General features: G+C 32.2%; 22 protein-coding genes. 11 read left to right on the top strand and 11 right to left on the bottom strand.

The annotated features are described in order from the left end of the window. The first annotated feature begins 319 nt into the window (after positions 1-319). Positions 320-2,302 (top strand): methyl-accepting chemotaxis protein, encoded by a 1,983-nt coding sequence (locus tag AC22L0_RS19215; protein ID WP_139894595.1) that lies wholly within the window; start codon positions 320-322, stop codon positions 2,300-2,302. A 161-nt stretch (positions 2,303-2,463) separates the two neighbouring features. Here the strand turns inward: AC22L0_RS19215 and AC22L0_RS19220 are convergent, their stop codons facing one another. The 7 genes from AC22L0_RS19220 to AC22L0_RS19250 form a co-directional block, all read right to left on the bottom strand. Further along, complete coding sequence (locus AC22L0_RS19220) at positions 2,464-2,625, bottom strand: hypothetical protein (RefSeq protein WP_000724116.1); 162 nt, start codon at positions 2,623-2,625, stop codon at positions 2,464-2,466. After that, positions 2,625-3,740, bottom strand: a complete 1,116-nt coding sequence (locus AC22L0_RS19225) for a Rap family tetratricopeptide repeat protein (RefSeq protein ID WP_000116962.1) — start codon at positions 3,738-3,740, stop codon at positions 2,625-2,627. Before AC22L0_RS19225 ends, AC22L0_RS19220 begins: the two co-directional genes overlap by 1 nt. A gap of 544 nt (positions 3,741-4,284) precedes the next feature. Next, positions 4,285-5,373, bottom strand: a complete 1,089-nt coding sequence (gene rfbG, locus AC22L0_RS19230) for a CDP-glucose 4,6-dehydratase (RefSeq protein WP_000934338.1) — start codon at positions 5,371-5,373, stop codon at positions 4,285-4,287. A 28-nt stretch (positions 5,374-5,401) separates the two neighbouring features. Next, the gene (locus AC22L0_RS19235) at positions 5,402-6,361 is read right to left on the bottom strand and encodes an NAD-dependent epimerase/dehydratase family protein (protein WP_000561952.1); all 960 of its coding nucleotides are present in this window, start codon (positions 6,359-6,361) and stop codon (positions 5,402-5,404) included. Positions 6,362-6,443: 82 nt separating this feature from the next. Continuing rightward, entirely contained in the window at positions 6,444-8,513 is a 2,070-nt protein-coding gene (locus AC22L0_RS19240; RefSeq protein WP_487272406.1) for a glycosyl transferase, read from the bottom strand. 20 nt (positions 8,514-8,533) lie between these two features. Further along, positions 8,534-9,283, bottom strand: coding sequence for a sugar phosphate nucleotidyltransferase (locus AC22L0_RS19245; protein ID WP_000864433.1), 750 nt, complete (start codon positions 9,281-9,283; stop codon positions 8,534-8,536). A 668-nt stretch (positions 9,284-9,951) separates the two neighbouring features. Continuing rightward, positions 9,952-10,626, bottom strand: coding sequence for a papain-like cysteine peptidase (locus AC22L0_RS19250; protein ID WP_087965045.1), 675 nt, complete (start codon positions 10,624-10,626; stop codon positions 9,952-9,954). A 537-nt stretch (positions 10,627-11,163) separates the two neighbouring features. On the opposite strand from AC22L0_RS19250, the gene AC22L0_RS19255 reads away from it, so the two are divergent. The 3 genes from AC22L0_RS19255 (at position 11,164) to AC22L0_RS19265 (ending at position 14,101) form a co-directional block, all read left to right on the top strand. Further along, entirely contained in the window at positions 11,164-12,363 is a 1,200-nt protein-coding gene (locus tag AC22L0_RS19255; protein ID WP_084064067.1) for an FAD/NAD(P)-binding oxidoreductase, read from the top strand. Positions 12,364-12,429: 66 nt separating this feature from the next. Further along, positions 12,430-13,866, top strand: a complete 1,437-nt coding sequence (locus tag AC22L0_RS19260) for an MBL fold metallo-hydrolase (RefSeq protein ID WP_087965043.1) — start codon at positions 12,430-12,432, stop codon at positions 13,864-13,866. Positions 13,867-13,915: 49 nt separating this feature from the next. Next, positions 13,916-14,101, top strand: a complete 186-nt coding sequence (locus AC22L0_RS19265; protein WP_000890300.1) for a hypothetical protein — start codon at positions 13,916-13,918, stop codon at positions 14,099-14,101. A gap of 382 nt (positions 14,102-14,483) precedes the next feature. Here the strand turns inward: AC22L0_RS19265 and pssA are convergent, their stop codons facing one another. Next, complete coding sequence (pssA, locus tag AC22L0_RS19270) at positions 14,484-14,975, bottom strand: CDP-diacylglycerol--serine O-phosphatidyltransferase (protein ID WP_000483080.1); 492 nt, start codon at positions 14,973-14,975, stop codon at positions 14,484-14,486. A 501-nt stretch (positions 14,976-15,476) separates the two neighbouring features. Here pssA and AC22L0_RS19275 point away from each other — a divergent pair. Next, complete coding sequence (locus AC22L0_RS19275; protein ID WP_033690255.1) at positions 15,477-15,659, top strand: DUF5065 family protein; 183 nt, start codon at positions 15,477-15,479, stop codon at positions 15,657-15,659. Positions 15,660-15,863: 204 nt separating this feature from the next. Here AC22L0_RS19275 and AC22L0_RS19280 read toward each other — a convergent pair whose 3' ends face one another. Further along, entirely contained in the window at positions 15,864-16,046 is a 183-nt protein-coding gene (locus AC22L0_RS19280) for a hypothetical protein (RefSeq protein ID WP_000437513.1), read from the bottom strand. A 203-nt stretch (positions 16,047-16,249) separates the two neighbouring features. Next, complete coding sequence (locus AC22L0_RS19285) at positions 16,250-16,753, bottom strand: GNAT family N-acetyltransferase (RefSeq protein ID WP_000636208.1); 504 nt, start codon at positions 16,751-16,753, stop codon at positions 16,250-16,252. A 253-nt stretch (positions 16,754-17,006) separates the two neighbouring features. Here AC22L0_RS19285 and AC22L0_RS19290 point away from each other — a divergent pair, with 253 nt between their 5' ends. The 6 genes from AC22L0_RS19290 to AC22L0_RS19315 all read left to right on the top strand — a co-directional run bounded on the left by AC22L0_RS19290 (position 17,007) and on the right by AC22L0_RS19315 (position 21,692). Continuing rightward, complete coding sequence (locus tag AC22L0_RS19290) at positions 17,007-17,405, top strand: DUF2871 family protein (protein WP_000737896.1); 399 nt, start codon at positions 17,007-17,009, stop codon at positions 17,403-17,405. Between the two features lie 126 nt (positions 17,406-17,531). After that, positions 17,532-18,923, top strand: coding sequence for an FAD-binding oxidoreductase (locus AC22L0_RS19295; protein ID WP_000406571.1), 1,392 nt, complete (start codon positions 17,532-17,534; stop codon positions 18,921-18,923). 4 nt (positions 18,924-18,927) lie between these two features. After that, entirely contained in the window at positions 18,928-19,896 is a 969-nt protein-coding gene (locus AC22L0_RS19300; protein ID WP_087965039.1) for a bile acid:sodium symporter family protein, read from the top strand. A 12-nt stretch (positions 19,897-19,908) separates the two neighbouring features. Further along, complete coding sequence (locus AC22L0_RS19305; protein WP_001172065.1) at positions 19,909-20,256, top strand: DUF4260 domain-containing protein; 348 nt, start codon at positions 19,909-19,911, stop codon at positions 20,254-20,256. Between the two features lie 155 nt (positions 20,257-20,411). Continuing rightward, complete coding sequence (locus AC22L0_RS19310; protein WP_001025499.1) at positions 20,412-21,506, top strand: response regulator aspartate phosphatase; 1,095 nt, start codon at positions 20,412-20,414, stop codon at positions 21,504-21,506. 54 nt (positions 21,507-21,560) lie between these two features. Beyond that, positions 21,561-21,692, top strand: a complete 132-nt coding sequence (locus tag AC22L0_RS19315; protein WP_000229164.1) for a hypothetical protein — start codon at positions 21,561-21,563, stop codon at positions 21,690-21,692. 153 nt (positions 21,693-21,845) lie between these two features. Here the strand turns inward: AC22L0_RS19315 and AC22L0_RS19320 are convergent, their stop codons facing one another. Further along, a complete protein-coding gene (locus AC22L0_RS19320) occupies positions 21,846-23,312 on the bottom strand; it encodes a protein adenylyltransferase SelO (protein WP_087965037.1) in 1,467 nt (488 codons plus the stop codon). Positions 23,313-23,350 lie beyond the last annotated feature (38 nt).

Below are 23,350 nucleotides of genomic sequence, written 5' to 3' on the forward strand. Positions count from 1 at the left end.
ATCCGATTGGATTAGCGCTAAACTAGATTTTTATCCAAACAAATCCAATAATTATTTTTTAAATGAAGTATATGTTGCATCAAGTTTATTTGGAATAATTCGTAGTCTAATAATTGCTGAATCTAGAAAAATAACATATTCGAAAGGAGAGCAGATAAAACTCTGTCTGTGAAAATTAAATCTCTAAATTATAAAGTACGGATAATAGGATGTAATTGTGGTTTCATTTCGAATGGTACCATAAATGAATGTGGAAAAGTAAAGGAGAAAAATTTAAATAAACTATATAAGTAGTAAAAATGAAAAGGAGAAGTAGCTAGTGTTTAATATAAAAGAAAGATTGGGGCAAATAAAGCTTAAAACGAAGTTGTCTATGACATTTATAGCAATATTAATTATACCAAGCCTTATCGTAGGAGTATCATCTTATAATAAAGCAAAAACAGATCTTAATGAAACAATTCTACAATCAGCAAAAGATAATATAAGTATTTTAGATAAGATTGTTGATGATGAATTAGAAAATAAGCATACAGATATCACTCATTTTGCAAAGGTACTCACACAAGGGGATTATAATCCTGAACAATCGCAAAATGTACAGAATAAATTTGATCAATATATACAGTTACATCCAGAGATAGAAACGATTTATACGGCATCCAGTAACAATCAATTTATTCATGCACCTGTTGGAAAAATACCAGAAGGGTTTAATCCGCTAGAAAGCAGTTGGTATAAGGATGCAGTAAAAGCAGATGGAGAGATTATTGTTTCATCTCCATATAAATCAAAGTCTACAGGAAATATGGTAATTGCAATTGCAAAGCAGAATGCAGATAAAAGTGGTGTCATTGGCGTAGATTTGAATATTAAAGATATCGTAAAAACATCCAAAATGATAAAAATTGGGAAGCAAGGATTTGTATCTATAGTTAGTCAAGATAAAACTATAGTTGTTCATCCATCACTAAAACCTGGAGAGAAATTAGATAAAACTTTAGTGGATGAATTGTACAAGACAGAAGATGGAGTAATTACTTATAGCCTCAATGGTGAAGATCGAAACATAAGCTTTAAGACAAATAAAAAAACAGGTTGGAAAATAGCTGGCGTAATGCCTACGAAAGAAATTGAAGAAGCTACCAATCCTATTTTTTATAAAACGCTCACTATAATAGGTGCTTCATTATTGTTAGGTGGAATTGTAATTCTATTCATACTCAAATCTATAATTACTCCACTAAGACAATTAGTCATTTCAGCTCAAAGAATTAGTCAAGGAGATTTAACCGAGAAAATAGATATTCGTTCAAAGGATGAACTTGGTCAATTAGGTGGTAGTTTCAATACAATGGCAGAGTCGTTACGTAATATTATTTCTCAAATTAACACATCTGCAGGACATGTAGCTGCGTCTTCTGAGGAACTAACTGCTAGTGTAGAGCAAGCAAGTGTTGCGACAGAACAAATTACAAAAGAGATGGAAGAAATCTCGAACAGTGCAGAGGTTCAAAATAATGAAGTTGAGTCTGGAGCTGAATTAATTGGTGAGGTAACACGAAATATTCAATACGTAGCTGAGAATGCTTCTGAAGTATCGGCTTCATCCATATACACTAAACAAAAAGCCAATGAAGGTGAACAATTAGTAGAACAAACTGTAACACAAATGCAGTCTATCCATCACTCTGTTTCTCAATCCGATAATGTCATAAAATTATTAGATAAGAAATCACAGCAAATTGGCAGTATATTAGAAGCGATTCAAAATATTGCGGAACAAACAAATTTATTAGCATTAAATGCAGCGATTGAAGCAGCTAGAGCTGGGGAACAGGGGAGAGGATTTGCAATTGTTGCCGATGAAGTTAGAAAGTTGGCGGAGCAATCATCCGGATCTTCAATGGAAATTGGAAGTTTAATTAAGGAAATACAAGCAGACGTACATGAGACTGTAAAAGCTATGAATGAAGTAGGCGTAGAAGTACAGTCGGGAATTAAAGTTGCTAACGATACAAAACAAAGTTTTTATGAGATTTCAAAATCTGCAAATGATATTGTGTCAAAAGTGCATGGTATGGTGGAACTATCTAATACAATGACTACTGATGCAATGAAAGTCGATACATCGATTGATCAAATAGCTATGGCTGTAAAAGAAAATTCTTCAAGTATGCAAACGATAGCTGGTTCATCTGAGGAACAACATGCTTCTATGGAAGAGATAAATTCTTCAGCAATACAATTAGCACAGATGGCGGAAGAACTTCAAGAGTTAATTGGTGGATTTAAGATTTAAGTTGAGATTCTAGGAGAGAATGCTAGAATCTTGTTACAGAGTGGAAATGAAAAATCTTATAACATAGTAAATAAGTATAATATGTACTCTCTATGCGTATTGAACAGGCAGATAAGCCATTTAAAAACCCTCCATTTGGAGGGTTTTTAAATACATTTACATTAAATTTGTGGTGGTGCACCACCATAATCGCCAACACTATATGAAGGAGCAGGATAATGCCCATGAGTAGCAAGCTGATCTGTTTTAGAAAACTGAAAAATTCCCACCGTTAATACCCCAATAAAAGCAATGCTTGATAATAATAAGCTAATTTTTTTCATTATTTTAACACTCCTTTTGCGATTGATTTTTGTCTTGCTTGATAACAAATATGGAAATAGTCACTTACTTTTTGGTGGTTCTCTAATTGTCTACATTTTGTGGCAAATAATTCGGCGTATTCGACAACATATTCCCATAATTCTTCTTCCTCAAAGTATAAGATTCCTTCTTGAATGATTTTTTCTAATTCTTCCAATGGAATATTTTCATTTAATTTTTTTAAAATAGAGAAGTGGTGTGTATATTCTTCGTTATGAATCTCTCTGCAAATCTGTAGTCCCTTATCAATGAGTTGGCTGGCCGTTGATTGTTCTCCTAACTTATAATGTTCCTTAGCTTGTAGGAAGATGGCCTTGAAGTGTGTAGGGATTTTCTCTGTTACTTCTGAAAGGTGACGAATAGCTAAAGTAGACATACTTTGATCAGAATACAGCCACCCCATAGTATTTTTTACGTATAACAAGGAATCTTCTTCCCTATTTTTTTGTAGTAAATCAATTGCACAATGTAGATATTCTTCTGCTTGTTCGTACTGTTTTAAATAGATGCAGCAACCACCTAGCAAACTATTACAAAAGGCTGTTTTTACTTCATAACCTTCGTACTTTGAAAAGATTGCTCTCGATTTATTTGCGTATTCGATAGAAGCGAGATTGTTATAGGTATGGTGATAGAAAGTAGCAATTCTATAGTAAAATTCGGCGTGTTCAATTTCATCTGGTATAGCTACCAATATTTTTTCTGCTAGTTTATAATGTTCCTCTGCCTCAGTATAATTTGATATAAAAGTGGAATGAATGGATTTGAAAAAATGATAATAGAATTGTAGAAATTGATCTGTAGGCATATCATAATCGCTAATAGTATCAAAACTATTTTGTTGAATACCAAGGCTATCTGTTAAGACCTTGTAACGAAATTCGAGTAGTGAATAGTATAGTAACAAATTTTGATCCTGATGCTCTTGATTCGGTTCAATGCTTAACTTATTAATTTTTTCATCAATTTTCTTTTTTAGATTAGTAGCTTTTATAACTTGCTGAGATAGCATAGATCGATACCAGTCGTTCAATAGAGAGGTTAATTGCTCATTTCCTTTTACTGAGACACTCATAATATACGCCCCCATTTTCTAAAAAAATCCTAATCCAATTTAATTATAAACATCATAACAAAATAGAAGAAAAAATGGAGTGATATTACAATATTTTTCAAGAAAATTCATAAAAAACAATCAATTTGTGTCGAATATACGTAGAATAAAACATCCAAAAATAATCAAAAGATGATATGAGTCTTTATACGTTCTATTAGGTGAACTAAGAAACTGTGATTGAAGATTTATGAAATTTCTTTTTCTTAAAACGATCAATTATGTGTTAATTTTTAGATTATTTTATCGGATAAATATAGTATGTATCACCACCAAATGTATAAATCTTGCGTATGTAAATAAGAAGAGAATAAAGGAAATAAAAAAGAACTTGTAAGAATTCCTACAAGTTCTTTTTTAGATAATGTAAAAGGTGAAACAGACTATGTCATTATTTGTAATAGTAAAATTATCTTACGTATGGTTTTGTTTTATTTTATCATTTTAGCCAAGAAGACTCCCTCCATAAGGAACTCACAGCAAGTATGGGTAAGTGGGAAGTAGTTCAAAGCATGCAATATTGTTTGATTTGGCTAATACATAGATTTCTCATCTCAGAACTGGTGTAAGAATTATAATGTTTATACCATTCTATTGTATTTTCTAAAGTCTGTTGTAGGGACCATTTTGGCTGCCAATTAAGATTGAATTTTGCTTTGCTAATGTCAAGGTTTAGTAAATTTGCTTCATGAAAATTTATTGGACCTATATTTTCTGCTGTCCAATCCCCGCAGCCCCAAATATCTAGTAAACTGGTCACTAATTTTTCTACTGAAACAATATTGCTTAGGGATGGCCCGAAGTTCCATGCTCCTGAAAAAAGGATACCATTATTTATAATTTTTTCTGTAAGGAGTAAATACCCGCTTAAAGGTTCTAGTACATGTTGCCAGGGTCTAATAGCAGTAGGATTTCTAATAATAATCTTTTTGTTTGATTCTAATGCTCGTATACAATCGGGAATAATTCTATCTATTGACCAATCACCACCACCAATTACATTACCAGCTCGAACACTTGCAATTATTTTCTTGTGTTGAGAAAATTTTTCTTCTGAAAAGTAAGAATTACGATAGGAAGAAATTAAAAGTTCGCAGCATCCTTTGCTTGAGCTATATATGTCATGGCCGCCCATAGGGTCAATTTCACGATAACCCCAAGGCCATTCTTTATTTTCATAGCACTTGTCACTTGTCACCATAATTCCTATTTTAGCTGATTCATGTAATCGAATTGCCTCTAGTACATTCATAGTTCCTACAACGTTTACCTCGTATGTTTCTCTAGGATATTCATATGAATACTTAACTAGAGGTTGGGCAGCTAAATGGAATACAATTTCAGGTTTATAATCTGTAAAAACCTTATTTAATTTATTAAAATCTCTAATGTCTCCACGAATATCAATTATATTATTTTGGAGGTTAGTAATGTTAAAGTTATCATTTTTATTTTTAGGATCTAATGAATATCCGATTACAGCAGCACCTAATTCATTCAACCATAGGGATAACCAAGAACCTTTAAAACCAGTATGTCCAGTAATTAAAATTCTTTTTCCGTAAAAAGCATTATTAAAGTTTTGGTTTAACAATTAGTCCACCTCCTTTAGTACCCTATTTTTAGGGAGTTAGGTATAAATGTTTATTATTTTTATACCAATTAACAGTTTTTATAATTCCTTCTTCAATATTAATTCTAGGTTCCCAGGAAAGAGAGTTTTTTATTTTTTGCACATCCGCTTCAGGAACCCATCTTTCATTTGTTCTAGAGGAAATTGCACCGTAATTTGGTCTGGAATTGGTTTTCAAATGTTTGAATAATAATTCTACATAATGTTTCAAGGGGTGAATAGTGCCGCTCCCAATATTAAAGATTTCATTTTGTACAGTAGTATTTTCTACTGCTAGGATACAGGCATCTATTACATTTTCTATATAACAATAATCTCTTAATTGATTACATAAAGTTAAATTTACATCTTTGTTTTGTAATACTCGCAAGATTATATAGCTAAAAATTTTATGCGGCTCTTCGCCTTCTCCGAATATGCCAAAAGGTCTTAATGTTATAAGATTAATATTGTTTTCGCTAGCAATTTGATGGGCGAGTATAGTAGCAGCAGCTTTGGTACTTCCATAGATGTCCACAGGAGTTAGTAACATATTTTCATGAATAGGTTCCATCTTGTTACCGTATTCAGAACTACTCCCAAAATTGATGATTTTTTTACAATTCACCAATTTTGCTGCTTGAATAATGTTACAAGTCCCTATAACATTTGTTTCTATAGCATGGATGTAATCTGTATGGGCAGAATTTACACCATAGGCTGCCAGGTGAAAGATATAATCGGGATTAATTTTCTTTATTGCATCTTGTACTTGTTTTTTATCTCGTATATCTATTTCATAGGTTTCAATATATTTTAGAATATCCTTTAGTCTCCAAGAGTTTGATGGTGTTCTTATGAAAAGAACAATTTTTGCTTGTAAATTTAAAAGTCTTCGTGCCAAGTGAGAACCAATAAAACCGTATCCACCAGTAATAAGGAAAGTTTTATTTTTAAATGAAGCAATCATAGTGATAATCTATCCTTTATTAAGATGTATTTTTAGTTGCTGAAATAAATAGATTTATTTTTAAATAAGGAAAGTATCAGTCTTAATTGTGATGAGGGGAGGGGTATTTAAAATAATTTTTTATTGTTGTTGTATCAATTTGGTCAGTAAATAAAGAGGAGGGAGATTTTTGAAAAGTATTATGAAGGGTATGACATGTCTTGTTCAATTGTTCAATATAAGGAATGTATATATAATCTAAAACTGCTGGAGGTAATTCTAAAGTTTCTTGTTTCCATAAATCGAACTCATTTGGATTAATAATTTGCATACTTCCAAAATGAAAAGCTATTAATTCATCTTGATCAATAAAAACTTTATTATCTGTTTTGGATATAGAACTGCTATTTAAAATGACATTCCAAGGTGCTGCATCAATACCTTTATGAGTCATGATTTTTATATTAGAAAAGATGTTAGGAATGTGATTTAAATATTTTTGGTCACCCCATCTATTCATTTCAACATCATATTGATTATTGCAATATTCTAGGCATTTATCTTTCCACCATGTTAAAATTTCTTTACTATTTTGATCGTTTTTGAAGCCTACTAAACCAGCTTGGTATATACCGTGTATGCTTTCAATTTCAGTAGAGCTTCTTTGAGGGCAAAGGAATACAGAGTACTTCCACCATTCATCAAGAATGATATTAGGTGCTGTAAAGAAATACATATCAGCATCACAATATATAATGTGATCAACTTCCGGATAAAGACTAAGGACATGTAGACATAGGGGCGCTTTTAATGTCCAACAATATTCTTGTAAACTTCTATCATTTTTTATACTGAGGAGTTCATGATTTTCAATATCCTTTACCGGAATTAGTATGGCATGCTTTAATTTTAATTTCTCTAATATTTGATACGTTAGATCATCCATACAACAAATCCATACAGTAAATTTAGCGTTGAAATTTTCTAAGGAATAATAAGAAGTCAATCCTTGGATTAATCGTTCTTTACTTATAATCATGGAAAAGTTCATAAAATGATTGGATTGATTCATTTTTCTTCTTAATTGTGAATCTTTATATAAAGTTTGAGCTTTATTTATATCTTTTTTACTTAAAAATTGTTTAGTATCTTTATTGAATTTATCCTTTAATTGCTTTAAAATAAATTGAATTCTCTCTAAATACGGAGTGTAAATATGGTTTAATATATTATTGGGTATTGAAATTTCTCCCAAAGACCAAAGATCAAAATCATTTTCAGTAAAGATAGTAATACATGCAAAATGGTAAACAACTAGTTTGTCGTTTTCAATAAATATATCGTTTTTAGTCTTGTCAATTTTATAATCGTTATTATATATACAGTTCCAAGGCGCAGCATTTATACCTAAGTTATTTGAAATTTTTACTTTTGGAAAATATATAGGGATATAATCTAAATACTTTTGGTCTCCAAATTTCCCCTCCTCAGCCTCGGCACTGCACCAATCTATACATTTATTTTTCCACCATCTTACACTTTTTAGTCCATAGAGATCATTCTTAAATCCAATTAGACCAGCCTGATATTTTCCATACATTTTTTCTACCCAATCACGATCTCTTTGGGGGGTTAGGAAAATAGAATGGTCACCCCATTCCTCAAAAATAATATTAGGGTCAGAAAAAAAGCATAAATCACCATCACAATATAGAATAGATGGTAAATCATAATTGACCAATAAATATTCTATCAAGACAGATTTTAAAGTCCAACAATATTCATTTACTTTTCTTTTTCTCTTAATTGCTTTTAGTTCACGATCTTCCAATTCTTCAACTTGTAAAAGGTTTACATTAATTAAACTCATTTCTTTTAATAGTGAATATGCAAAAGGATCTATACAACAAATCCACAATGTGAATTTTTCTGAGTACTGCATTAATGATTGCTGTAAAGCAATAATTTTCAAGACATACTCACTACCTACAATGACGCAGAAATGATTATTTAGATCATGTTGTTGATTATAGAATTGGGGATCAATTCTTTTTTGAGTATTTTTTTTGGAGAGATTTGAAGCTTTAATTCCTGTTGAAAGTGGGTTAACTATTTTCTCATTAGAGGGGATATACAATCGAGGTAAACTTATTTTTTTATCATTAGAGTTCAATGCTTATTCAGTCCTCTCCACTAAAATTTATTTGGATTCCAACTTTCATTTACAGTTTTTAAATCTTTAGGTGTATCGACACTAGCCCAAAAGTCATTGTGTTCATAGACTGCGAGCTCATTGTCTTTTATTAAATTTCGAAGAGGATCTTCTTCTAGAACACAATCATCATTACTACTTAAATAATCGAATATTTCTTTGTTAAATACAAAAAAACCGCCATTAATTACTTCATCAAGTAATGGTTTTTCTTTAAAATCAATAGCAATTCCATCTTCGACCGCCAATAGGCCGTATTGACTATTTTTTTTAATTCCAGTTAATGTAGCAATTTTTCCTTTTTCTTTATGGAATGCTATTAGTTGATCAATATCTATATTGGCTAATCCGTCACCATAAGTTAATAAAAAGGTTTCACCCTGTACAAAGGATTCAAGTTTTTTTAGTCTTGCCCCGGTCATTGTATCAATTCCTGTATCTATAAAGTGTATATTCCAATTTTCTAATTTCTGAAGTAGCGTATATTGACTGGTTTTAAAATTCAAACTAAAGTCATTCTCTTTCCAGCTAAAGTCCATAAAATATTCCTTAATTTTCTCACCTTTATATCCTAAGGGCAAAATGAAATCAGAATGTCCATATTTTCTATACCAATTCATTATATGCAAGAGGAGAGGCTTTCCTTGAACTCGAACTAATGGTTTGGGAATGTCCTCTAAAATTCCTTGCATCCGAAGCCCTTTTCCGCCACACAAAATTATGACTTTCATAGATTTATTTCCTTCCTCTCAATATATTTTACTAATTTAAACTATGTAGTTTGTTTGGTAAATGTATACACGGTTGTACCATAATGACAATCAACTAAAAAAAATATGTTAGATTTATAATTCAGATGTTGATTAAACGTGGAGAATACACATTGTAGTTTATCATTAATTATATGTAAATTAGGTTCTTTTAAAATCTATGCTTTAGTTTATTTAATATTAATGAAAGAAATTGCTTGTTCTTAAGATAAAAGAAGGGGAAGGAAATCAAGGGAATTGAAGAAGCTTATAATGAAATATCCAAGAAGACAAAATATAAGATAAAGTATGGAAGTAAGTAGTCGTGAATGCACTACATAAGCAGAATATGCTGATTGCATAAATGATTATACAGAAATCAACAGAAGAATAACAAAGGGAATTAGCCATTTGAAGGAAAATGGAACAACTATTTTTACATTTTATAAATTCAAAAAAGAGCACCGCATAAAGGTGCTCTAGTGATGGAACTAATTTTGTAAAGAACTATTTATTCAATAAAGAAGGACTTACGAATTATTATATGAACGTTTTGTTAATTAAGTGTGTATCAATTAGACAGGAATTTTATTTCTCTACACCTATTTGATTTTACGGGCCAAATCATGTTAAAAGTAAGAAGAAAATTATTAAGTTAATGTTATTTTGTTTAAAATAGCATTCCAATCGGAATCATCACCTTCCCATCTATCCTGATAACGTGGGAGTTCAATTGAACAAACCCTCGATATTCCCCAATTTTGTTCAACAATATTAGATATACCCTCCTTGAAATTAACAATAAGGATATTAAAATCCTTATTTGTAATTTTAGATAATACGTTTTGTAATTCAACCGCTTCATCTCGATTTCCCCAAATTCTAATGAATAAAATGGATTCACTACTATTTATTTTTTCAAGGAATTGATTAATTCTAGTGTCTAATTTAGCTTTAAAAGAAGGATAGGTTGATTTCAAATCCTTTTCTGAATTAATAGGAAAATCATGCATTGAAAAACAATTATAATAAGTGTCCTTTATACAGTAGGTAATTCGTTCTGCCCATTTAATTTGATTATCAAATTCTGATTCAATAAGACCGTAACTTTCTGAACCTTCTATAATCATATTTTCCAACTTCATAAATTTTTTAAATCGATTTTGAAGTAATCTGTTTACATCTGAAAGTGATGGATAATAAAACCAATCTAAAGGTCCAGAAAATGTTCTTAAATTGTGTCTTTTGATTTGGTTGGTGACTTGACACAATCCTCCTAAACTTACAATTACGCCATAGGATTTTTGTATATCTTCTAGGTTCATCCTCATCATCCTTTATAAAAGTAATTTAAATTATCTGTTCAGTATATGATGCAATAACATATTGATGTGGACCTATATATCACAGTACATAGAGCTAAGACATTTGTATAAATTTAAAAAGTCAAATACCTAAGTTGAGGGATTTCATCTTTGATGTTATATCATGGAGTTACTATTGGAATGAAAGCTGGTAGGGATATTGCGCCAGAGTTATATTTTCTGCAGTAACTTAATTTAGAAAACTGTTCTTGATTACTGTAGTAAAATTGTTGTTTTTAAAACATTACTTATCCGGATTCATGAAAAGTATTTTAATATATTATCTTATATAACAATATATAGTTTTGATATTAAAACTAAAATATGGAAGTAACATAGTGGATTTACGCATATAGTAATGTTGATGGTAAAATTAACAAAATTTTCATTTAAATCAGATAAAATTATGGTGTTTTTAACTTATAATAATGTTACTACGATGAAAAAATGGCTACTAATTAGTTAATTTAAAAATCAATTTTAGATAGGAAGAGGATAATGAAGACCAGAGATAGTTATAAAATTATTGTAATTGGTGCTGGGACAGCAGGACTATCTTCTACTGCACATTTATTACGAAATGTACCCCTATTGAAAGAAAGTATAGCAATTATTGATCCATCAAAAAAACATTACTTTCAGCCACTATGGAGTTTAGTGGGGGGAGGAATTGTTTCAAAGGAAAGTACGATGCGTAATCAGGAATCGCTTATTCCAAAAGGGGCAACGTGGATCCCTAAAAGTGTTGTTAAGTTATTTCCATCTGAAAATAAGATACTTTTAGATGACGGACTGCTACTTGAGTATGAAATTCTTATTGTAGCAGCTGGTATACAAATAAATTGGGACAGTATTAAAGGCTTAAAAGAGTCTATTGGCACTAATGGGGTATGTAGCAATTATTCTTATACATATGTTGATTCTACTTGGAGAGAAATCGAAAAATTTAAAGGAGGAAATGCGCTTTTTACCCACCCTAATACTCCTATTAAATGCGGTGGTGCTCCACAAAAAATTATGTACTTAGCAGAGGAGTATTTTTGTAATAGTGGTGTAAGAAACAGAAGTGAAGTAATGTTTTATTCTGCAAACAATAACATATTTCAGGTTCCACGATATGCAAATACTTTAGAACAAGTACTAGAAAGAAAGCAAATTATAACGAATTATAATAAAAATTTAGTGGAAATTATCGCCGAAAAGAGAGAGGCAATTTTTGAAGATACGCAAACACTAAAAAGAGAAACCGTACCATATAGTATGATACATGTTGTTCCACCAATGGGGCCACCTAATTTTATTAAAGAGAGTGAGATAAGTGATCATCAGGGGTGGGTAGATATAAGCCCTTATACTTTGCAGCATGTGCAATATAAAAATATTTTTGGACTTGGAGATTGTACCAATTTACCTACCTCTAAAACTGGAGCAGCAATTCGAAAACAAATACCCGTCTTAAAACAAAATATTATGGACGTACTTAGCGGAAGAGATTTACAGGCTAAATATGATGGATATACATCATGTCCGATTGTTACAGGATATAAAAGTCTTATACTTGCTGAATTTAACTATGAACATGAGCCTCAAGAAACGTTTCCATTTAATCAAGCGAAAGAACGGTATAGTATGTTTTTACTTAAAAGATATATGTTGCCATATATGTATTGGAATTTAATGTTGAAAGGGATTCTATAGGAGAAGATAAAAAGTGGTTACAAAAATTGAAAATTAATTTGAAATAACTAATTGGAGGGAATAGCTATGCTTTTAAAATATTTTTATGATGAAAAATTAGCACATGCTTCCTATTTAGTCGGTTGTCAGAAAGAAGGCGTAGCAATCGTTATTGATCCTAGTCGCTATATAGAACAATATGTAGAATTTGCTAAGAAAGAGGGGATGGAAGTAATTGCTGCGGCTGAGACTCATATTCATGCTGATTTTCTTTCTGGGTCTAGAGAACTTTCTAATCTTTACCATGCAAATTTATATGTATCTGATGAAGGAGATTGTGATTGGAAATATCAATATCTTAACGAAGGTCGATATAAATTGGTTAGAGAGGGCACAGAGTTTAAAGTAGGTCATATAAAATTTAATGTAATTCACACCCCAGGGCATACGCCTGAAAGTATTTCTTTTTTAGTAACTGATACAAGTCAAAATAATTATACGAATGATAAACCGATAGGAATATTCACAGGTGATTTTATATTTGTAGGAGATATAGGAAGACCGGATTTATTAGAAACTGCAGTCGGTATTAAAGATACTGCAAAAATAGGAGCGAAACAATTATTTGATTCTATACAAAAAATAAAAATACTTCCTGATTATTTGCAAATATGGCCATCACATGGTGCGGGAAGCGCATGTGGAAAAGCATTAGGAGCAATTCCAACTTCTACATTAGGTTATGAAAAGATGTTCAATTGGGCATTTCGGTGTAATGAAGAAAGTGATTTTATATCGACTTTATTGACGGGACAGCCAGAGCCTCCAAAGTATTTTTCATTAATGAAGAATTTAAATAAGTATGGTCCGCCAATTCGTAAGAAGAGAAAAAGTACTGCTATTAATACAGTAGAAGAACTTCAAGAAATTTTGAAGAGCGTTTATCAAATAGTTGATATAAGGGATGTAGAGAGTTTTGCTGCAGGTCATATCGAGAAGTCAATTAACATACCTTATAACAATTCTTTCACAACTTGGTGTGGATGGTTATTAGATTATAAAAAAGAAACTTTAATAATTCTAGATGAGGAAAAAGTTAAAGTAGAGGCAGTTATTAGAGAATTTGAATCTATTGGGTTAGATAATATTATTGCTTTTGCACCCTTAAAAGTAATACAAAGACTTGATAGATTTGAAAGTTACAAAGAAAAAACATCGATTGAATTATATCCGCATATAAAAGGTGGAAGCGTTAAGGTTATCGATGTGCGTAGTAAAAAAGAGTGGGAGGAAGGACACCTTCATGATGCAATACATATCACTTTAGGTAATCTATTTGAACAACTAGATTATATACCGAAAGATTTTCCAATAGTTTTGCAATGTCGAACCGGATTACGTTCCGCTATAGCAGCTAGTATTTTACAAAGAGCTGGTATAAAGGAAGTAGTGAATTTAAAGGGAGGATTTCTTGCATGGAAAGAAGAAGGGCTTCCTTATACAACATGCAATCTCAATGTGTAGGAAAATATTATATGCTAGGTAAGAATAATTAAAAGAAGTTATAGATGACGTGTTAGAAAAGGGAATCATAATTGTCGCAGATTCAGGAAATACATTAGGATTATTAATTGATTATCCAGTTAAATATGAAAATGTAATATTTGTTTTAGCATTAAATAATTTAACATTGGATCCATCTTTTATGGAATGGCAGTGTTGGAAGTACTTAGGTATTATCAATAAGAACCCAATTTAAAATTCTCTTGGATGCAAGAGAATTTTTTTATTGGGAATAGTAAGGGGGAGGGGAGGTGCATTACATATGGGAAAAGGTAGAAGTAATAATGCTGGTAAAAAGCAACCGAATTTTGATGATTCATCTAATTTTGCTAAACAAAGCCAACCGACAGAAAAGAAGAAGAAATAAGAACAGGAGCTCTCTTGATAAAGGGAGCTCCTGTTAAAAGTGGACTGACGTTTCAGAATAACATATCGATGGATTAACCCAATAGCCATAAATACAAGGTTTTAATTTTTCGAAGAGCACCTAATTTAATATTATTGTCCCGCTTTTTTATACTTATTGACGCGTTAAATCCATTTAAAATGCTCCTTAATGGTGTTGGGCGTGACCTTCATTAAAATTTTTTAAACCTAATGGGACTTACCATTAAGAGGGCGAGGATTAAAGTAATCCATGCATTACTATATGAAAACAATGCCATACCAGCCAATGATAATCCTGCAGCTGGAATAGGTAATCCCTTAAAATATCCAATAGTTGGTTTAATACTAAATTTAGCTAATCTTAAAGCACCCATTGTTGGGAATAGGATAAATGCCAAAGAAGTTAAAATAGAAGGTGTTGCTATCGTATGAAATAAAAGCGCAGGAGCGACGCCGAAACTAACAATATCAGCTAAGGAATCCAATTCTACGCCAAACTCACTGTTCACTTTTAATTTTCTTGCAATTCTTCCATCAAGAAAATCTAAAACAGCTGAAAAGAAAATGAGAATGGAGGCTGCTCCTAAATATTCACTCATATTCAAGGTGATTGAGAAAACACCGCACAATAAATTTCCAATCGTAAATAAGTTCGGTATAACTTTTACAAGCTGATTAAACAAGTTTGTTCCTCCTAAATTAATTAAACTTCACATTTCTGTAGCAATTTCTATATATTCTTCCGTTATTCTTAAAAATATATGACCACTGTATTACTGTAAGCTAATTAAATTTCGATAAGAGAAAAATTGATTTCTTAAATGTTCCACGGGTTTATAAAAATGTTTAATCATTTTCAGTACGCGTTATTGAATATTAGCACCTGATAGTTGATATTTCGAGTAGTCAGGGATTTTCCGGTTCTGGTGCAAAAAATTAAAGGTAATTAAAAATAATCTCTAAAAAGGAGACATAATGATACTATTATTTTAAAAAGGTTCGTGGTTGGTATCGAATATAAAAAAATAGAATTTTTATACAAAAATCACCCGAAAGGGTGCCTTTTGTACCTCTTAAAATGACTGAAGATGTGTTTACTTGAGTTCATTAGGTAGTTAGAGGTTGATAGACTATCTTTAACGAAAATGTTGAGTAGTTCATCTTCATTATATATCAATTTAATAATGATTGGGGATTTAGAAAGTTCCATGGAAAGTACATATCAACCTGATTGGAAGATTGGAAATTTAATAACTGGTGATACATTTTACTTAACGCAACATTTTGGTGCGCAAATGAAAATTTTTAAAGTCCACACAAATGTTACCCTAGAACGATTCCAAACAATAGAACCAGAATTAAAATAAAATTTTTGTAGCATCAATTAAATTCATTTCTTTTTATGCAAACACACTTTCAGCGGAACTAACTTCTTCACTATTTTGCGCTGGAAAGACTGTATAAAAAATGGTTACGTTTTCTGATCTTGAAATAACCCTCTCAAATTGCAATCCTGCTTTTTCTAAAAGCTTTACTGCATCAACAATAGAAGTAATTGATACAAAAGTTTTTCAAATAAAATTTATAAAAGCTTGATAGGTAATACCAAGGGAAAAGACCGTAGCTACTATATGTGCAGTCCATTTAGGCATATTTAAATTTAATACGGTATTGTACAACATTCCATATACGATACAAATGATTAATATGAATGCAATGAATTGAAGAACTAATAAAAATAGCGGTTGTTCCATTTATTCCCGCTTCCTTTATTTGACATATTAATATAATTTATTTAAATGTGAAAGTTTTATTTCTATGAATTCCCAAAAAATGTGATATGAAAGGCATAGTGATAATCACAAGAATTACTGCAAAACTATAAATGGAACTAAAAGTATTATGACGAGATCAGTAAAATAGTAAAGAAGGTCACCATTCACGGCGACCTTCTTTACTATGCGTTATACCCAAATAATTTTAAATCTTCTCCTGAATCTGAAATGATTTTCTCAAATCGTAATCCTACTTTTTCTAAAAGCTTTCCTGAGGCGATGTTATCTACAGAAGTAATTGCTACAATTCGTTTCATGCCGAGCTTTTGTACACCGTATTCGATTATCGCAGAAGCTGACTCGTAGCCATATCCTTTTGAACGGAATGTCTCTAAAAAGGCAAACCCGATATCAACGTCTTCTAATGAATCTCTTTTAATAAGGCCACACATACCAAGTGGAGTGAGATCTTTTTTTCGTTCTACTAAGTAAAGGCCGAATCCAAGTTTGTTATACATATCGATGGGACCGTTTACAATATAATTTTTTGCATCTTCTAAGTTACTAACTCCTTTGTCACCGATAAACTGAATCCATGCAGGATCGTTTACTAACTCAAGAATAAAAGGAGCGTCTTTTATATCAAACCAGCGAAGATTAAGACGTTCAGTTTCAAGAACTATCAATAATTACACCACCTTTAAAAAGTTATAACAATTAGTATGGATTGTGTAAAACAAAAGTGCAACATATTTTAATGGGGGTGTTTGTTCACATAAAGTTCGTTTGTTTTGTATAGAGAGATATCTTATAATTAGGATTAATTGTAAAGAGTGAGATGCTTATACAATGACTCCTAGGTGACTAGGAGTTTTTACTATATAACTATCATTATTACTAAATATGACACACTATACATTCTACTCAAGGAGGTACATAATGAAGAAATTATATAATGCATCGTTTACGTATTTGATTATCGGTTTATTATCAGGGATTTTCGCTAGGGAGTATGGTAAGTATAAAGGGATTTTAGGGTCTACTTTGTTAAATCTTTTGCATACGCATACACTTGTACTTGGCTTTTTCTTCTTTTTAATTGCTTTAGGATTAGCAAAAGTATTCGCGTTTCATGAAGTGCAAGGGTTTAATAAGTGGTTTGTTTTACATAATATTGCATTAACATTAATGTTAGGTTCGCTAGCAGCGAGAGGGCTTCTTCAGTTAAATGGAGCTGACTTTAAAGGGTTAACTTATATTGTAGGATTTTCTCATTCGTTGATGGCAGTTACTTTAATTTGGTTTATGTTGTTAATAAAGAAATCGTTTAAAATGTAGTGAAAAAGAACATGTAGCGTGTGCTGCAGGTTCTTTTTTGTATGTTCAGGTTTAATAATCTTATTTTTCTAATTATTTTGTATAAAGATGGTATACTTGTTTTAAAATTAAAAAGGAGAGTTGATTATGGAAATAACAATTGAACATGTAGTAAATGAATTAAAAGGCATACTTCCTGAAGATCGAGTAGTAATAAATATGACAGTACGAGAGTTACATAGTAAAGATGAATCTTACCATAGTAGTAGTTTACCTGATGTAGTTGTTTTTCCAAAAACGACCGAAGAAGTTAGCGCGATAATGAAAATAGCGATTCAGCACGGAACAGCTGTCGTTCCATTTGGAGTAGGGTCCAGTCTAGAGGGACATGTAATTCCTTACGAAAAAGGAATTACAATGGACTTTTCTCTTATGAACAAAATACTTGAAATAAGAGAAAAGGATTTTCTTGTGAGAGTACAGCCAGGGGTGACGCGCTCTCAGCTTAATAAAGAATTGAAAAAGTATGGATTATTTTTTAGTGTAGACCCAGGAGCTGATGCAACGTTAGGAGGAATGGCTGCTACAAATGCGAGCGGAACGACAGCGGTAAAGTATGGGGTAATGCGTGATCAAGTTCGAGATTTAGAAGTCGTTCTTGCTGATGGAGGAGTAATACATACCGGGAATTTAGCAGCGAAGTCATCGTCAGGTTATCATTTAAATGGTATTTTCGTAGGCTCAGAAGGAACACTTGGATGTTTCACGGAGTTAACTTTAAAAGTATACGGTATACCAGAACATGTTATGGCTGCGAGGGCATCGTTTCCAACTATAAATGATGCAGTAGAAGCTGTAATTAACATATTACAAGCAGGTATTCCAATCGCGAGAATTGAACTCGTTGATGAATTATCTATGAAACAAGTAAATTATTACAATGAAACAAGTTACAGAGAAGAACCGACACTGTTTTTAGAGTTTCACGGCAATGAAGCAGGGTTAAAGCAAGATATTGAATTTACGAAAGAAATCGTTCTTGATCATAAATGTATAGAAATTGCGTTTGAGACGGAAACAGCAGCGAGAAATAAGCTGTGGGATGCAAGACATAACTTAGCGTACTCTTACGTGCATAGTTATCCTGGTAAAAAGCTAATGAGTACAGACGTATGTGTACCAATTTCGGAATTAGCTGGAGCGATTCAACATGCGAAAGAGGTATTACATAAAGTAGGGCTTATTGGCGGTATTCTCGGTCATGTTGGGGATGGGAATTTCCATGTACTCTTAATGATTGACACAAATGATAAGGAGGAAGTGAAGAAGGCAGACGAAATAAATGAAAGTATCGTTCAGTATGCTCTTAAACGAGGAGGAACGTGTACAGGAGAACATGGCGTTGGAATCGGGAAACGAAAGTATCAAGAAGAAGAACATGGGGCGGCATTATTTGTAATGGAGAAAATAAAGAAAGTTCTTGATCCGCAAAATATTTTGAATCCGAAAAAGGTGTTTCAATTAAAAGATAGGGGCTGAGTGGATGAAAGTACTAGAAGCGATAAGTAATATAGCTGGAAAGTATTTTGCATTTTGGGTTATTTGTATTGCAGCTATTGCATATTTCATTCCCGCGCCATTTCTCGGGTTAACTAGTTACATAACGATTTTACTTGGGGTTGTCATGTTTGGGATGGGATTAACATTGAAGGCTGTTAATTTCAAAATCATAGCTACAAAACCATTACCAGTTATTATCGGTGTATGTGCTCAGTTTATTATTATGCCACTTGTCGCATACGTACTAGCCTACGTTATGAATCTGCCAGCGGAATTAGCAGCTGGGTTAGTGTTGCTCGGTTCAGTACCGGGTGGCACTGCATCAAATGTTATGGTTTATTTAGCAAAAGGGAACTTAGCGTTGTCTATTGCAATGACTTCAGTATCAACGTTACTAGCACCAATTGCTACACCGCTCATTCTACTATTACTTGCAGGGCAATGGATGCCAGTAAATGCTATGTCCATGTTTCTTTCTATCGTACAAGTCATTATTGTGCCTATTATTTTAGGACTAGTAGTGAAAAAGTTTTTCCCTCATATCGTTAATAAAGGAATGACTGTTATTCCTTTAATATCAGTTGTAGCAATTATCATAATTGTTTCTGCAGTTGTTTCAGCAAATGTAAGTAGCATTACTTCTTCAGGACTTCTTATCTTTATTGCGGTGATGCTCCATAATGCTTTCGGTTTTTTGCTCGGATATATAACTGCGTTCGTACTTGGACTAGACGAAGGGACAAGAAGGGCTATTTCAATAGAAGTAGGAATGCAAAATTCAGGTTTAGGTGTTGCGCTGGCGACAGCACATTTTGGACCGGTTGCTGCACTCCCAAGTGTATTAGCGGCAGTATGGCATAACATTGCAGGGCCAATATTAGCAACCATCTGGTCAAAAAATACAAAGAATACTTTCAGCGATGAAAATGTATCAATAAATATAGAAAAATAGGAATGATAAATAATGCAAAAACGTATTGTACATTTTGAAGGAATGGTTGTATTTTTAGCCACGATTTATATGTATTCGATATATGAGTTTAGTTGGATTATATTTTTTGTATTCCTTTTAGCGCCGGATCTATCAATGTTAGCATATGGGATTAATAATCACGTTGGTGCGAAAATATATAATGTATGTCACACATATATCATATCCATATTAATTGTTCTAATAGGTGTCTATTTTAAGATGGATATCGTTATAATGATTGGCTTAATATGGACAGCACATATTGGAATGGATCGAATGTTTGGATATGGATTGAAATATGAGACGGATTTTAAGGATACTCATATTCAGAGGTTATAAGAAAAAGTATTCATATTTACAGCGGGTCTATTAAAATATTGAACAAAATTCAGTGAATGAATTTCGTTCAATTGTTGAGAAATATATATATAGATAGATATAAATAATCGAATTATGTTATTTTTATGATAATTAAAAGAAGGAGAGTGGATTTGATGAATATACAAATCACTGGCAATGAATTAATTAATAAGATGCTGAATGATTGGTATCGAGATATTAGAGCTCAACGTATAAGTGAAGCAAAAAAATTAAAAGAAGAGATCGATAAAAAGCTTTATATTATCGAATCAGATATAAAGGTTTCATTTCACTATTATCTGTTAGAATTTCGATATAAAGTGCTAATAGATGGTTTAGGTAATTTGAAAAAAGCTTTTGATAAAATAGATGCATTGCCTAAACCAAATGATGAATATTCTAATTATTATTATTATTTATTCAAAGCCATTCATTATACAATTCTTACTAATTATAGTGAAGCTAGCAACTATTTTGAAAAAGCTGAAGGGTTATTAGAGCATATTTCAGATGAAATTGAATATGCAGAGTTTAATTATAGAGTTGCTATATTAAAATACCACTTGCATTACGCATATTCAGCTATTGAATACGCTTCAAAGGCAAGAGATATCTTTGTTAAACAAGCAGGGTATGAAGTGAACATAGCGCTGTGCGAAAATATATTAGGATTATCTTTTTCGGAATTAAAGCAGCATGATAAAGGTGAGGAATATATTGCGTCAGCAATAAACATTTTACAAAAAAATGATGCAGAAATGTTAGTATTAAGAATCAGACATAATTTAGGTTTATTGTATGCGAGTCAAAATCTTTCAGTTTTAGCAATTAGACACTTATCTGAGGTTTCTAAAAAAATGCCTACTCATTATAAGGCAATCTTTTTAGAGGCAAGAGAATATTATAAATTAGGTGAAATAGAAAAAGCGAAGGAATTAATTGAAAGTGGATTGAAGGTTTGTGAGGAATTAAAAAATGATGAATATAGATATCACTTTTTAATTCTAAAGGGATTTTGTCAGCATTTAGAGGTAGAAAAAATAGAAAAAATTATTCTTGAAGGTTTTTCTTACTTTGAAAGAAAAAATTTATCGGAGTATATTCACGAATATACTGAAAGTCTGGCATTAGAGTTTCATAAAGTAGGTAATATAGAAAAAGCAGAAAAGTATTTTTTTATGAGTTATGAAATAAAAAAGAGAATATTTGAAAAAGAAGCATTAAAATAAAGAAAAAACTTGGATTATCTATAATGGGAATAGCAGCTGGAGTTATGGGGTTTTATGGTAGAAGGTCTTTGCAATAAATTAGCTCACAGTGGATATGGTGGAACGTTTATAATTATAAAACCTAATGAAAATCCATATGCTGTCTCTGAAGATACAACGATGCCTGCAAAACAAACCTTCTATTGAACGTGGGTAATTAAACAAGTCACAAATTATAATTTGTGACTTGTTTAAGGTTGGATACTAAATGTGTTGCTTTCAATATTGAAAGCAACTTTTAAGTTTGTGATTAATAGTTAACTTAATAAATTTTGGGTTAAAATAAAAACAAATTTTTAATCAAGTCCCACAAAAAGTACGATAAGGGCGATTCGTCGGTGCAGGCGGAATGCAGTATTCTTCTTGATCTGTAGAATACGCATAAGGATTTGATAAAGCTTCAAGAAGTTTCTCCATTACGCTATAGTCGTCATTTGTAACAGCTGCTTCTAGTGCTTCTTCTACACGGTGGTTCCTCGGGATGATTGATGGGTTATTATTTTTCATCATCTCGTAGGCGTTTTCTTTCGATTCTTCTTGTTTTTCTAATCGAGATTGCCACAGTTTGTACCATTCTTTAAATTCAGGACTATCGAATAGAGGGATATTTTCTAACGTATCAAGAGTTAATGAACGGAATGTATTAGTGTAATCTGCTTTATATTTCTCCATCATTTTTAAAAGTTGCTCAATAAGTGATTGATCTTGTTCTTCGTTGCTAAATAGTCCTAATTTCTTTTTCATTCCAAGGAACCAATTGTTTTCATACTGTACGCTAAATTTCGAAATTTCGTCTTGAGCGATTTTTAGTGCTTCTTCATCATCTTCGTGCAGAATCGGTATTAAAGATTCTGCTAGTCGTGCGAGATCCCATGCGGCCATATATGGTTGATTTCCATATGCATAACGACCTTGTGTGTCAATAGAGCTAAATACGGTTCCTTGGTCGTAATTGTCCATAAATGCACAAGGACCGTAATCAATTGTTTCGCCACTGATCGTTATATTGTCAGTGTTCATTACACCGTGAATAAATCCAACAAGTTGCCATTTTGCGATAAGACTAGCTTGTCTTTTAATGACTGCTTGTAGTAATGCAGTATATCGGTTTTCATGGGATTCAATTTCTGGGTAATGCCTTTTTATCGTATAGTCAGCTAGTGATTTCAGGTCCTCTATTGAACCACGAGCTGCAGCATATTGAAATGTACCGACGCGTATATGGCTACTAGCTACTCTAGTTAAAATTGCTCCAGGTAACTTTGTTTCACGATATGTTGCTTCACCAGTTGTGACAACTGCTAAACTGCGAGTAGTCGGAATATCAAGTGCATACATTGCCTCACTAATGATATATTCACGTAGCATCGGACCGAGTGCAGCACGGCCATCTCCTCGGCGTGAATAGGGAGTAGGGCCAGAACCTTTCAGTTGAATATCGAAACGCTCACCTGAAGGAGTAATTTGTTCGCCAATTAAAAGAGCACGACCGTCGCCTAACATATTAAAATGTCCGAATTGATGGCCAGCATATGCTTGAGCTAATGGATGAGCTCCTTCTGGGAGTGCATTACCAGCGAAAATAGCAATTTCAGCTTCCTTTTTCAGTTCTTCAGGGGTCAAGCCAAGAGATATCGCTAATGAATGGTTTAGTTTAACTAACTCCGGTGAACTTACGGGAGTAGGGGGGATTTCTGTATAAAATGATTGTGGTAAAGTCGTATAACTATTATCTAAATTCCAACCTGTTTCATTATTTTTAGTCATTGTATCTCCTCCTTTTTGTATTTTAAGTTATGTATTTG

It is taken from the genome of Bacillus sp. LQ01, assembly GCF_057624735.1.

Bases quoted from the DNA above. Each gene is read 5' to 3' on its own strand.
- AC22L0_RS19235 (WP_000561952.1), bottom strand. From the start codon at position 6,361: ATGATTGCTTCATTTAAAAATAAAACTTTCCTTATTACTGGTGGATAC.
- AC22L0_RS19295 (WP_000406571.1), top strand. From the start codon at position 17,532: ATGGAAATAACAATTGAACATGTAGTAAATGAATTAAAAGGCATACTT.
- AC22L0_RS19290 (WP_000737896.1), top strand. From the start codon at position 17,007: ATGAAGAAATTATATAATGCATCGTTTACGTATTTGATTATCGGTTTA.
- AC22L0_RS19220 (WP_000724116.1), bottom strand. From the start codon at position 2,625: ATGAAAAAAATTAGCTTATTATTATCAAGCATTGCTTTTATTGGGGTA.
- AC22L0_RS19300 (WP_087965039.1), top strand. From the start codon at position 18,928: ATGAAAGTACTAGAAGCGATAAGTAATATAGCTGGAAAGTATTTTGCA.
- AC22L0_RS19315 (WP_000229164.1), top strand. From the start codon at position 21,561: ATGGTAGAAGGTCTTTGCAATAAATTAGCTCACAGTGGATATGGTGGA.
- AC22L0_RS19255 (WP_084064067.1), top strand. From the start codon at position 11,164: ATGAAGACCAGAGATAGTTATAAAATTATTGTAATTGGTGCTGGGACA.
- AC22L0_RS19260 (WP_087965043.1), top strand. From the start codon at position 12,430: ATGCTTTTAAAATATTTTTATGATGAAAAATTAGCACATGCTTCCTAT.
- AC22L0_RS19250 (WP_087965045.1), bottom strand. From the start codon at position 10,626: ATGAACCTAGAAGATATACAAAAATCCTATGGCGTAATTGTAAGTTTA.
- AC22L0_RS19310 (WP_001025499.1), top strand. From the start codon at position 20,412: ATGAATATACAAATCACTGGCAATGAATTAATTAATAAGATGCTGAAT.
- AC22L0_RS19245 (WP_000864433.1), bottom strand. From the start codon at position 9,283: ATGAAAGTCATAATTTTGTGTGGCGGAAAAGGGCTTCGGATGCAAGGA.
- AC22L0_RS19275 (WP_033690255.1), top strand. From the start codon at position 15,477: ATGATTGGGGATTTAGAAAGTTCCATGGAAAGTACATATCAACCTGAT.
- AC22L0_RS19280 (WP_000437513.1), bottom strand. From the start codon at position 16,046: ATGGAACAACCGCTATTTTTATTAGTTCTTCAATTCATTGCATTCATA.
- AC22L0_RS19225 (WP_000116962.1), bottom strand. From the start codon at position 3,740: ATGAGTGTCTCAGTAAAAGGAAATGAGCAATTAACCTCTCTATTGAAC.
- AC22L0_RS19320 (WP_087965037.1), bottom strand. From the start codon at position 23,312: ATGACTAAAAATAATGAAACAGGTTGGAATTTAGATAATAGTTATACG.
- AC22L0_RS19305 (WP_001172065.1), top strand. From the start codon at position 19,909: ATGCAAAAACGTATTGTACATTTTGAAGGAATGGTTGTATTTTTAGCC.